Origin of the sequence: Methyloversatilis sp. NSM2, from assembly GCF_038066675.1 — a bacterium.
GTDB lineage: Bacteria > Pseudomonadota > Gammaproteobacteria > Burkholderiales > Rhodocyclaceae > Methyloversatilis > Methyloversatilis discipulorum_A.
Genome location: NZ_JBBUKV010000006.1, coordinates 177,923 through 188,560 on the forward strand (window position 1 = coordinate 177,923; position 10,638 = coordinate 188,560).

The following is a 10,638-nucleotide window of genomic DNA, read 5'->3' on the forward strand; positions in this document are numbered from 1 at the left end:
GTCGCATGCCTACGCCTGATCGTCGTCCTTGCCCCCAAGGGCTGAATCTTCGCGCTTTGCGGCCTCGTTGACGAGCCGCAGGTATGGGTTGTCTGGCGGCGTCTCCTGGAACAGCGCATCCGGGCTGGCGAGCAGGTAGCCGTGCAGCCGGCGCGACTTGCGCGGCCCCGTGACTTCGCAGGTCCAGATGTTCAGCCCGCTCGGCTGCTTGCGGTGCTGTCCCAGCTTCTCGAAGCGCTTCTGTACCCACTGCCACCCCTCCAGCTTCTCCTGCTTGGCCAGCGCGGCGACTTGAAGGTACTCCTGCTCGTAGCGCTGGAACACGCCGGGGCTGACGAGGTAGGTCGTACCGGCGACGGTATGCACCAGGGCCTTGGCGTCGTTGATGATGAGCTTGCGCGTCTGGATGCTCTGACGCAGCCAGGCCATGAAGTGCGCCCCGGAGGGCTCCGCGCGATTCTGGGAAGGCGCGGGTCTCACCTGCGGCGGGGGCACGGTCGAAGGGGCCGGCTCGGGCTCGGCAACAGGGGAACTCGGGATCTCCGGTGCCGTGGGTGGAGCGGTGTCGCCCAGCAGGTCGAGCAGCGCGGCCACGCCGGTGTCTGTGGCTGCGGAAGCGATCGGCGCCGTGCTCGCGGGTGCAGCTTCGGTGCCTACCACGTGCGGCCCATCGGCAACCGCCGGCGCCAGCGGCGGCGGCTCCGCCTGTTCCTCTTCGACCTGCACACGGCCTGCGAACGGCGCCGGCCGGTCGGCGGCATCCCAGATCATCGCCGGCGAGAGTTTCAGGAAGGTGAAGGCGTGCGACCAGCCGGAGTCGCTGGTGACGGTAGCCTTCCAGATCGCCTTGCCATCCGGTGTCGGCTGCACGATGCCGTGATCCTGCAACACGTTGAACACCGCCGTATTGCTCGCCGGGATGCCGTCGATGCCCTGCGACAGCAGATGTGCGCGCAGCTTGTCGGAGACGGTCTTGCTCACCAGCCACAAGGCGTCTTGGGTCAGCCAACCGTCCGCCGGGCCGGCCTGGTTCAACTTGAACGCTTCCTTGAGCAGGTAGCGCAAGCCGTCGAGCAATTTGCGTTGCAGCGCATGCTTGGGCGCCGCCAGCGCCTTGCTGGGATCGCCGCCGAGTTCCTGGGCGACCGATGCCTGGTCGGCCTGCACGACCAACTCGCCGAGCGTGCCGGCGTGCTCGTACTGGCCGGCCAGCACGTAGAGCAGCGCGGCCCAGAGGTCGGGATAGCCGCTGAGCCAGTCGAAGATGTCCCGATCGAGAAGGCGCGCGTAGAGCAGCCCGGTGGCGGCGCTGTGCAGGCGGTACTCGCGCTCCTTTCGGTAACGAAAGCGGTAGGGCTTTCGCAGCGGGCCGTGCCAGGGATACCAGACGCTGCCGTCGGCATGCTCGACGTGCAGATCGACCGCAATCTTGCCGATGTCGTGCAGCAGGGCCGCGTAGGCCGTGCCTGCGGTCCAGGCTTCGGCCTGGGCCGCCTGTGCCTCCGGCGTGACGCCCGCAGGCAGCAGGTATGACTGCCGCAATTTCAGCGCATAGGCGACGATCTCCAGGCCGTGGTCCAGCATGCCGCCCGGATAGGCGTGGTGGTGGTTCTCGGAGGCCGGGAACTGCTGGACCAACTCGGCGTAGCGCTCCAGTGGGGCTAGGTAGAGCGTGGCGAACTGCCGGCGCGAGAGCGATGTGCGCTGCCAGATGTGTTCCAGGAGTTTCTGCCGGCGCGGCGTGGCCAGCAGCGATGCGGCCGACTCCGGCCGCATCAACCCTTTCGGAGTTTCGATGGCGGAAGTGGGCGGTGTGCCGGCGGTGGGTGGCACCCTTTTGCGCTGGAACAGCGAGAGCATGGCGAACCCCGGATGACGGGCTGCTCAGGGGCGCCTTTTGGCCTTTTCAGGATAGGGCCTTTCCCCTTGGCGCCCTTCCTTTGCCCCTTCCCAGCCCTTTGGCCTTTGTCGGAAGCCTTTGGGTATAGGGCCGCTGCTGCGCGGGTGCCACGATGAATGCGGCATGGGGCAATCCCGGCAAGTGGGGCGCTGCGGGACGTTCGTCAGCTCTGGCCCAAGCCGGTGTCGAGGGCGGCGGATTGCGCTGCGAAGTCGTCGGGACGGCGCTTGCGGAAGGTTTCGAGATTGGCGAGCTTCCAGCGCAGTGCCGGCAGTTGCGCGGCGTGCTGGCACTGCACCAGCGACCAGTCCGGTTCTGCGCGCGCCAGCCCGCTCAGAAACTGCTTGTGCGCGGTGCTCAGTCGCTGTGGCAGCTCGCGCCGCATCCTGGCGCGAGCGTCGAGCAGTGTCTCCAGGGAGCAGTCCACTTCGGTCATGCCGACAAAGGCCCGCTCGTACTCGCCGGCGATGTCCTTGTCGTTGCCGAACAGCACTTCGTGGGGCGGCCGGTTGTGGCCCGCCAGATAGATCACGAAGCACTCGACCATGCCGTCGCTGATGTCGCCCGATTCGTAGAGCTGCCACACGTCGAACAGGTCGCGGGGGTGCTGTCGATCCAGCGCGGCCACCAGCTTGCTGGCGTACAGCTCGTCCGGTGCCAGAACCGGCAGCTCGAACTCGACGCCGAACAGATCGCTGGTCTTGGCGCTCAGCGGCCGCCGCTCGACGGGCAGCACGCTGCCGCGGAACACGACATTGACCTCGATCTTCACCTGGCTGGCGTCGTTCTCGACGATCAGCTTGGTGTCTCCCAGGTCCTTGGCGCGAACCAGGCGTGTCTGCACGCCCAGTGGCGCAACGCGCGTGGCGATGGCGGCCAGCTCCTGGTTGATGGCTTGCAGCGCTTCGTCGCGCGGCGTCTGCCACGGGAGGTACACCACGTCGATGTCCACCGAAAGGCGCGGCATGTCCCGCACGAAGAGGTTGATGGCCGTGCCGCCCTTCATGGCGAAGATGTCGTTGGCGAACACGTCGGGCGCGACGGCCAGCAGCAGGCGAACGGTGTCCGCGTAGGTCTTATCCATGAGGTCTCAGGCTCAGCAAGGTGCCGTCATCGAGCCGGCTCATCCAGCGCGTGTTGCTGCCGGTGCGAACCGGGTACTGCTCCAACAGGGCATCGACATCCACGAGGCTGGTCTCGCGCGCCCAGGTCAGGAACAGGCGCACGGCCTTCACGCTGGTGCAGCAGGACAGCAGTTGTCCGAGCAAGTCCTTGCGGGGGGAACGCAGTCCATCAAAGAGGTTGCGGGCCTCTTCGAGGCTCTGCTTGACGCCGGCTTCGTACAGCAGTTCCAGAACGGCACGCTCGGAGGCAGCCACCCGCAGATCCTCGGGCAGGCCAGGCGGCGTGGTTAGGGTCTTGCTGGCCAGCGCCGTGTCCGGCCAGTCGAACAGGCGGGCGTGGACGTAGCGGGCCGGAAAGCGCGAGGTGAACCAGGCCGGCAACGCGAAGCGACCGTCGCCCCACAGCACCAGCGTCTCCCGGCTGCCCAGGTTGTGCCGCACGCCCTGCAGGGCCAGGGCGCTCTTGCCGCCGACGTGCAGGCCGGGCACGCGCTGTTGCAGGAACTTCAGCGCACCGTAGACCCCGAATTCATCGTTCGGGAAGGCATAGATGCCATGGGCCAGGCGCACGAGCCACCCGCCGTCGGCATAGTGGGCGGCGAGCTGGGGCGACACCCCGAACTGGCTCAGGGTGGCAAGGTCGAACGGCGCCCCGCGGGGAAGTCCCGCCTGCAGCCGCTTGATTATCTGGTGCCTAGAATTTCCATCCATGCTATAAAAATAGCACGGAATCCAATCAGCCCCTAGAGCTATCGCAGGAACGTGCATGGAAAGTAGCATAAGGTTTGATTTATAGTGCAGAATCTAATCGACCTGCGACCCAGGCCGACCCGGCCCTGCCAGCCGCAACCCGCCCTCCTGATCGCGGTCTATGCTGGAGGGCAAGCCACAACCGGCCGCTCCATGAGGTGAGGCACCACTGAAGCCGAGGCACATGAGCATGACCACCAACACGCACAACGGGCGCTGGAGCCACCGGCTGGGCCGGGGGGCTGGCCGTGCCTGGCGTGGATACCTGCGCCGCGAGCAGCGTGTCGCCGGCTGGCTGGTGACGCGCGGGCTGCCCGCAGGCGCGGCGACGGCGGTGCTCTGGATCGTCAAGCTCGCCGTGCTCGGTGCGCTGCTCTACTCCGCGTTCTGGCTGGCCCTGCTGCTTGCCTTTGCGGTGACTGCTGCATGGTTCGTGCAGCACGACGACCCTGATCAAGAGGAACCGCAACCCGAGTGGAGGGAAGGCCCCAACGGCTTCGGGCTTTATGACAAGAGCGACTGGCGCATCGACCCGCATGTGACCGACGACGACTGAACGGCGGTCACTTCTTCGATACGGCGCTCATTGCCATGCCAGCGCCACGCCCCCCAGCGCCCTTGGCGTCCGACGTGGCGGTGGACAACCCCTGCACGATATTTCCCGTGCGCACGCCTGCCCAAGCCAATGCCATCACCCAAAACGTCGGCAGCACGATGAACATCATCGCCATGACGAAGTTCAGCAGCATATCGCCGAAAGCGTTGTTCAAGCCGATCAGCGGATCGAAGTTGGCGTGCGGCCTGTCCGCGCCAAACCCCCAGCCGTAGAGCGCGTCCAGGATCGTGCTGTCGATCCAGCGCGCGAGCTGGAACCAGAAGTCCACGAAGAACAGCGCGAACTGGACGCAGCTCACCGTCATCACCGTCTTCAGGTCGTAGGTGCCGATCAGCAGCACTAGCGGGATGCAGATGACGAGCGCCATCTTGAGCATCGTCAGCACCATCGGCAGCGCTTGGCGCACCACGTCCATCGCCGGAAAGAAGCCCAGCGAGCCGACGGTCAGCCCCAGGTCGCTCGCGCCGCGCGTGACGATGTTCGGCAGCGTCTTGTCGATCTGGCCGCCGTAGTCGGTGTAGACGGCGCCCTGGTTCATCTTCTGCTGCCGCGGTGAGACGACGGCGCGGATCACCGAGTCATTGACCTCGCTCTGCGACAGGAAGCCCACCCAGCGCCCGATGCGGGTCAGCAGGTCCGGGTCGACCTGTGCCAGCAGCCGGCTGCGCAACCCTTGACCGCCATCGGCCCACCACTGTCGGCAGGACGGATAGCCGCCGCCGCTGTCCACCTGTGCCAGCCCCGCATCGCGGGTCGCGTCGTAGGGCCAGGCCGTGCGCGGCGTGCGGGAGTGGTAGGTGTCGTAGAAGCCGGCCGTGTCGAGGAAGTAGCTCGACCCAATCCAAGTCACGTCGTTCACCTGCTCGTCGGAGAGCGTCGGCCGATTCATGAACAGCTTGGCGCGCGACGGCCCGTAGCAGTCGTGCGTAAAGTCGGCGACCTCCTGTGCCAGCACCGGATCGTCGATGCGCGTGGCATCGACTTCCATGCGAATCTGACGCAGGTCCGTGCCGCAGGGAATCGCCGCCACCGCGGCGCCGGTGACCGCCTTTGAGATGGCGTGCATGAAGAACCACCACACCGGCACCAGCGCACTCTGGTTGTTGAGCGCCGTGTAGACGTTGGACCAGCCCGTGTCGTTGGGCAGCGGGACGTTGACCTGGCATTGCGCGGAGCGCGTGGTGTCGAACTTGATCGTGGCGAGATCTACCGGGATCAACGGGATGCCGGCGAACATGATGACCACGATCGCCACCCACACCCGGTTCTCGATGCGCATCGACGACAGCACGCCCTTGTTGCCCTCGTCCGCACCTTCGCTGCGGGCCTTGAGCCATTCCTGGATCACGATGGCCACGAACGGCAGCGCGAACACGCCGCTGGCCACGAGGATGCTCCAGATGCCGTTGTTGACCACCCAAGCCACCAGGGTCAGGTAATACTCCAGGTAGTCCGTGGTGTAGAGCGTCATGCCTGCCTCCCGGTCTCAGCCGTGCCGCAACAGTTGGCTGGCTTCCAGCGCGACCACGGCGATCACGGCCGCGATCTCCGTGCGCAGCAGGCGCTGATGCGTCTCGCGGGACGGCTCCCGCCGCAACAGGCGCCGACGCATCCACCACCAGCCGTAAGCCGTCGCTCCGTAGAGGCACAGCCGCCACACGAAGAAGTGGCCGGCGTGCGCCTGCAGCCAGTGCTGCCAGCCCTCGACGCCGCCGACCACGTGGATGCCGGCGATGTTCACCGCCACCGCCGCGGCCACCACCAGCAAGGTCCACAGCAGCGCCACGCCGACGCGGCGGTTGAACAGCCATGGCAGCCGCAGCCAGGCCAGCCGGCTCATGGCGTACCGCTCCGCGGCTTCTGGACTTCCCGCAGACGGTCGCGCGTGGTGTCGCCCTCGAAGATGCCGCGCGAACCGGCAGCGCGGGTGCTGTGGCGCTGGATGATCGCCATCGCCGAGTTGCCGGCCAGCGTGCGGCGCAGCTCCAGCTCGGTCTTGAGGTTGTTGATCTCCTGCTCCAGCGCGCTGTTCTCCTGGTCGACCGCACGCACGGCCAACTCGTTGGCGGCCACGTTCGGCTCCTTCTTGCCGGTCAGCAACGTGCGTTGCAGCAGCAGGGCCTTCTCCAGCACGCTGGACAGCGCCGCCTCCGACGCCAGGCGCTTGCCCAGCACGTCCTGGTCGGGTTCGTCCCGCAGGGCCTCGATCACGCCGCGGGTGATCGGCAGCGAGCTGCTGCCGGCCGCGTCGAGATTGGCCGGCGTCGTCGGCCGGGCGCCCGTCACCAGCTCCTGCAGCACCTGCAGCTTGGTCTCGTACTCTTCCTGGATCACTGGCGTGAGCCCGACGCCAGGCGTGGTCTGGGTCTTCGTGCAGTTTTCGCAGGTGCGTTGCTCGCGTTCGCCCAGCACGCGGTTCGCAAAGGCTGCGGCCGCACCAGGCGACGACCAGGTCTGGCAGGTCAGGCGGTTGCCGCAGGCGCTGCGCGCGATCGACGAGGTATCGGTGACGCTGCGCCCGTTGAGCAGGTTGTAGCCCGCGCGTGTCACGTCGCCGACCACCTTGATCGAACTCTGGCCGGAGCCGCCCGCGTTGCCGCCGCCGACCCAGGGCACGCCGTTGTTCCCTTTGTTGGACTCGGCCTGCTCGATGGCGGAGACGGCATCGGTGCTGCTGACCGCATCCCGCAGCGCCATCCCCTCGGCGAGTTGGTCCCAGCCGGCTTGGCCGCCGGCCATGTCCGCCATCCGGTTTGCGATGGCCCGGCAGGTCATCTTCGAGCGGTCGAAGTCCAGGCGCGCCTGGAGGATGCCGTTGGTCAGCAGGTTGTAGAGCCCCGGGTCGGCGCGCTGGATGATCAGGGCCGGCAGCGAGGCCACGGCGCTGGTGGCGTTCTGGATCACGTTGCTCATGATCGTCTGGAAGCCGTTGGTGATGCCGTTGAGCTGGTTCTGCAGCGTCGTGGTGATGCTCATGTCGCCGCAGATCAGGTTGCTGTTCCAGCCGACGCCGACGCCGATGCTCTGCATGTTGCCGGCACCACCCATCGACACGGCCCGGCCGCCGCCGATGCTGTAGAGCACGTCGTCGCCGATCGCGCTGCCGCTGACGTTCACGCCATTGGGATCGATGCGGGTCTGCGCCCAGGCGGCGCCGACGACCAGCGTGATGGTCGCCACGAGCAGCGTGGGCCGCAGGTGCGACTTCGCGCGGCGCAGGAAGTCAGGGAGGGAGGCGTTCATCGTGGGTTCCTCACATGAAATCGACGCTGCCGAGGAAGACCTGGCCACGGCGCCGGCAGCAGGAGTACGGCCGCCACAAGGCCCAGGCGTAGTCGCCTTGCTGGGCTTGCACGCGGGTGCGGTTGTGCGGGAAGACCACGCAAGTGTTCGAGAGCGTGGGCGTCAGCTCCTGCCACTTGCCCGTCGAGGCGTCGGTCTCCATCAACGCGCCGGCCGGCCAGTACCCGTCGCGGGCGTTGGCCAGCAGGGGCTGGTACACGTGGATCTGGTTGCGGCGCGTCACGATGTCGCCCGCGCGCTGCGCGACCACGGCGCCGCTCTTGTGGTCGTCGGTCTGGTGCAGGAAGCCGCCGCGGGGATACACGTTGCCCCAGAGGTTCAGGCCGGTGCGCGTACCGATTTCTCGCCGGCCGGGGATGAGCGCTTCGGGGTAGAACGCTTCCGGGATGTTGTAGCGCCAGGCGATCGTGTCGAGCGTGCTCAGCAGATACGGCATGAAGGCCATGCCCGCGCCTTCGCAGGTGTAGCCGGAGGCGCTGGCGAACTGGCTGAACACCATCCCGGCCGGATGACCGATGACATCGGCGTTCTTGAACTTGGCGAGGTTGTTCTCGTTGTCGTGATTGGTCGTGCCGTCACCGCCCGCCTTGGCGCTCGGGTTGGGCATGCTCATCGCCCTGACTTCCAGCCACGGGTTTTCGCCGGTGTTCGAGTAGCTCGACACCACCGCATCGGGGACGTAGTGGCGCACCTTGACGGAGGTGCGAACCGAGCAGCCGAAGGGCGTGCAGTACAGCCAGTAGCAGATTCCGACCACGCGGTATTCGAGACAGTCGGGGGACAGCGTCGACGAGACGATGGTGGCGGTGTCCAGGGCGAATGTCGACGTGGCCGCGCTCAGCAGCAGCGAGGCGACGGTGGCGCGCAGGCGCCGGGACGCCAGCAGGAGGCTCATGGCTGCGTGCTCCGGTAGGCGTTGATGCGCGCGACGGCGCGGGGCACGTCGGGCTCGCCGTAGACCACGTAGCGTCGATCGACCACCACGGCGGGAATCTTGGCGATGCCCAGCCCCCAGGCATCCGCGACACCTTGGTAGGCATGGCCGATGCGGCGCTGCAGGGCCTCGCCGCCGTCATGCAACCGCTGCCGCACCAGGGCCGCGGCCTGTTGCGGGTCGGCCGGCAGGTGCGCGGCGAGTTCGACCTCGATGCGCGTGGCCTGGTCCAGCTCGATGACCCGCACGCCGGCCGGGGCCTGCACCGGATGACGGCTGTCGGTGACGACGAGCACATCGGCGGCCGCCGCGATGGGACCGAGCAGCGCGGCGCACAGTCCAGCGGCCAGCCGGGCGGCCAGGGGGCGCCGCGAGGCGGCAGGAAGGTTGAGGGAATGAGCCGGCATGTCGCGCCTCCGCGGAGTCGATGCAGACTCGTAGTCGAGCGCAACGCAGATCAGGGGACGACAAAGAAACCGAAACCGGTCAGTCCCGATTTCCTGCGCACCGGCGAAAAGAAACGGGAGCCAAGGGCTCCCGTGGTGATGAAAGGAATGCGCGTGGGGTGGTGCTGCTACAGCAAGCCGGCTTCGGCGAACGAGTACGGGCTGCCCTTGCCGACGATGAAGTGATCCAGTACCCGGACATCGACGGTGGCCAGGGCGCTCTTCAGCCGCTCGGTGATCGCACGATCGGCGGCCGATGGCTCGGTGGTCCCCGAGGGGTGCTGATGCGCCAGGATCAGCGCCGAAGCGTTGAGCGCCAGCGCACGCTGGACCACCACCCTCGGATACACCGAAGTCTGGTCGACCGTGCCCTGGAACAGCGGCTCGAAGGCGATCACCTGGTGCTGGTTGTCGAGAAACACGACGGCGAAGATTTCGTTCGGCTCCGCGACCAGTTTCAGGCGCAGGTAGTCGCGCACGGCGGCGGGACTGCCCAGCGCCGGACCGGCCTTGAACACGCGGTTCTCCAGCAGGGTGATGGCCTGCCGGATGATCCAGTCTTCGTGTTGGGCGGCGATCAGGGTGAGCGACTCCGGGCGGGAGTCGGCGATGACAAGAGACATGGCGAACCTCCAATGGATGAGATCGGAGGGCGCCTGCCCCTGGAGGGCAAACCCTCCTGGGGACGATGGGGATGGAACGGGTGACGAGCGGGCATCCACCACCGCGGATGCGGTGGCTGTTCGCGTCAAGGGATGCGATGCGAACGGGTTTCGATCAACGCGGACAAGCCGCGCCGCAGCCTTGAAGATCGATGGCTACCTGGGCATGTCACCGGCAACGCCGGCGGGCATGTCTGGGGAATGGGCGGGTTCGGCTACGGTCGTGCTGCCGGCGGCGAGCAGGTCGATGGCCGACAGCAAGGCATCGCCTTCGACGGGACCGTGCAGCAGGAGGGTCTTGCCGGACTCGCGGTCGCGCAGTTGCAGGGCCGGCGTGGCCGCGATGCCCTGTTGTGCTGCTTCCACCGCCTGGGCACGGATGACGGCATCGGGGCGCTCGCTGTCGAGACAACCCTGCATGGCTGGTGTGAGGTCGGGATAGCGCAGGCCTTCCGGCGGGCCCTGGCCGTCGCCACGGGTGTTCGAGTAGAGCCACGCCACGGCCTGCCAGAACGTGGCATGTCCGCCCGTCTCGCCCGCGCACTCGGCCAGGCGTGCCCCGGCAGTCGCGGCCGGCTCGTGCATGGACAGCGGCAAGTGATGCCACTGCCAGTTCACCTCGGGATGGGCGTCGATCCAGCGCTTGAGCGCGGGGAAGTAGGCCCGGCAGTACGGACACTCCAGGTCGGCGTACCCGACCACCGTGAAGCGCGCATCGGCACGGCCATACAGCCAGGGCGGGCCGGCCGGTTTCGGCGCTTCGGACCCGGCGGCGGCCAGGGGCATGGACTCGGTTGCCGGTTGCGGCGCGCGCAGCAGCATCCACGAGGCCACCGCAATCGTCACCACGATCAGCAGACCGATCCGAGGATGACGGCGGGCGAATGAAGGCAGGCGCATCGT

Annotated in this window: 11 protein-coding genes; 1 reads left to right on the plus strand and 10 read right to left on the minus strand. The window is 67.3% G+C overall.

Translation table 11 applies throughout. The annotated features are described in order from the left end of the window. Window positions 1-9 precede the first annotated feature (9 nt). The 3 genes from mobH to WJU27_RS14440 all read right to left on the minus strand — a co-directional run bounded on the left by mobH (window position 10) and on the right by WJU27_RS14440 (window position 3,804). Window positions 10-1,860, minus strand: coding sequence for a MobH family relaxase (gene mobH / locus WJU27_RS14430; protein ID WP_023093101.1), 1,851 nt, complete (start codon window positions 1,858-1,860; stop codon window positions 10-12). A gap of 203 nt (window positions 1,861-2,063) precedes the next feature. Continuing rightward, window positions 2,064-2,984 carry a nucleotidyl transferase AbiEii/AbiGii toxin family protein gene (locus WJU27_RS14435; protein WP_019373846.1) on the minus strand — a complete coding sequence of 307 codons (921 nt, stop codon included), beginning with the start codon at window positions 2,982-2,984 and terminating at the stop codon, window positions 2,064-2,066. Continuing rightward, window positions 2,977-3,804: a type IV toxin-antitoxin system AbiEi family antitoxin domain-containing protein gene (locus WJU27_RS14440; RefSeq protein ID WP_103738221.1), complete on the minus strand. Its 828-nt coding sequence runs from the start codon at window positions 3,802-3,804 to the stop codon at window positions 2,977-2,979. The genes WJU27_RS14435 and WJU27_RS14440 overlap by 8 nt, the downstream gene beginning before the upstream one ends. Window positions 3,805-3,958: 154 nt before the next feature. Here WJU27_RS14440 and WJU27_RS14445 point away from each other — a divergent pair, with 154 nt between their 5' ends. Beyond that, window positions 3,959-4,330, plus strand: coding sequence for a DUF3742 family protein (locus WJU27_RS14445; protein ID WP_031642510.1), 372 nt, complete (start codon window positions 3,959-3,961; stop codon window positions 4,328-4,330). Between the two features lie 7 nt (window positions 4,331-4,337). Here WJU27_RS14445 and WJU27_RS14450 read toward each other — a convergent pair whose 3' ends face one another. The 7 genes from WJU27_RS14450 to WJU27_RS14480 all read right to left on the minus strand — a co-directional run bounded on the left by WJU27_RS14450 (window position 4,338) and on the right by WJU27_RS14480 (window position 10,635). Beyond that, entirely contained in the window at window positions 4,338-5,861 is a 1,524-nt protein-coding gene (locus WJU27_RS14450; protein ID WP_023093104.1) for a conjugal transfer protein TraG N-terminal domain-containing protein, read from the minus strand. 15 nt (window positions 5,862-5,876) lie between these two features. Beyond that, the gene (locus tag WJU27_RS14455; protein WP_003292115.1) at window positions 5,877-6,230 is read right to left on the minus strand and encodes a hypothetical protein; all 354 of its coding nucleotides are present in this window, start codon (window positions 6,228-6,230) and stop codon (window positions 5,877-5,879) included. Beyond that, window positions 6,227-7,633: an integrating conjugative element protein gene (locus WJU27_RS14460; RefSeq protein WP_033873014.1), complete on the minus strand. Its 1,407-nt coding sequence runs from the start codon at window positions 7,631-7,633 to the stop codon at window positions 6,227-6,229. Before WJU27_RS14460 ends, WJU27_RS14455 begins: the two co-directional genes overlap by 4 nt. 10 nt (window positions 7,634-7,643) lie before the next feature. Further along, window positions 7,644-8,588 (minus strand): TIGR03756 family integrating conjugative element protein, encoded by a 945-nt coding sequence (locus WJU27_RS14465; RefSeq protein WP_023093106.1) that lies wholly within the window; start codon window positions 8,586-8,588, stop codon window positions 7,644-7,646. Next, window positions 8,585-9,034 carry a TIGR03757 family integrating conjugative element protein gene (locus WJU27_RS14470; RefSeq protein ID WP_023093107.1) on the minus strand — a complete coding sequence of 150 codons (450 nt, stop codon included), beginning with the start codon at window positions 9,032-9,034 and terminating at the stop codon, window positions 8,585-8,587. Before WJU27_RS14470 ends, WJU27_RS14465 begins: the two co-directional genes overlap by 4 nt. Window positions 9,035-9,201: 167 nt before the next feature. Then, entirely contained in the window at window positions 9,202-9,696 is a 495-nt protein-coding gene (gene radC / locus WJU27_RS14475; protein WP_023093108.1) for a RadC family protein, read from the minus strand. A 195-nt stretch (window positions 9,697-9,891) separates the two neighbouring features. Further along, on the minus strand, window positions 9,892-10,635 hold the full coding sequence (locus WJU27_RS14480) for a DsbA family protein (protein WP_023093109.1): 744 nt from the start codon (window positions 10,633-10,635) through the stop codon (window positions 9,892-9,894). Window positions 10,636-10,638 lie beyond the last annotated feature (3 nt).

Coding starts and splice junctions, on each gene's coding strand:
- mobH (WP_023093101.1), bottom strand. CDS start 1,860: ATGCTCTCGCTGTTCCAGCGCAAAAGGGTGCCACCCACCGCCGGCACA.
- WJU27_RS14435 (WP_019373846.1), bottom strand. CDS start 2,984: ATGGATAAGACCTACGCGGACACCGTTCGCCTGCTGCTGGCCGTCGCG.
- WJU27_RS14440 (WP_103738221.1), bottom strand. CDS start 3,804: ATGCTACTTTCCATGCACGTTCCTGCGATAGCTCTAGGGGCTGATTGG.
- WJU27_RS14445 (WP_031642510.1), top strand. CDS start 3,959: ATGAGCATGACCACCAACACGCACAACGGGCGCTGGAGCCACCGGCTG.
- WJU27_RS14450 (WP_023093104.1), bottom strand. CDS start 5,861: ATGACGCTCTACACCACGGACTACCTGGAGTATTACCTGACCCTGGTG.
- WJU27_RS14455 (WP_003292115.1), bottom strand. CDS start 6,230: ATGAGCCGGCTGGCCTGGCTGCGGCTGCCATGGCTGTTCAACCGCCGC.
- WJU27_RS14460 (WP_033873014.1), bottom strand. CDS start 7,633: ATGAACGCCTCCCTCCCTGACTTCCTGCGCCGCGCGAAGTCGCACCTG.
- WJU27_RS14465 (WP_023093106.1), bottom strand. CDS start 8,588: ATGAGCCTCCTGCTGGCGTCCCGGCGCCTGCGCGCCACCGTCGCCTCG.
- WJU27_RS14470 (WP_023093107.1), bottom strand. CDS start 9,034: ATGCCGGCTCATTCCCTCAACCTTCCTGCCGCCTCGCGGCGCCCCCTG.
- radC (WP_023093108.1), bottom strand. CDS start 9,696: ATGTCTCTTGTCATCGCCGACTCCCGCCCGGAGTCGCTCACCCTGATC.
- WJU27_RS14480 (WP_023093109.1), bottom strand. CDS start 10,635: ATGCGCCTGCCTTCATTCGCCCGCCGTCATCCTCGGATCGGTCTGCTG.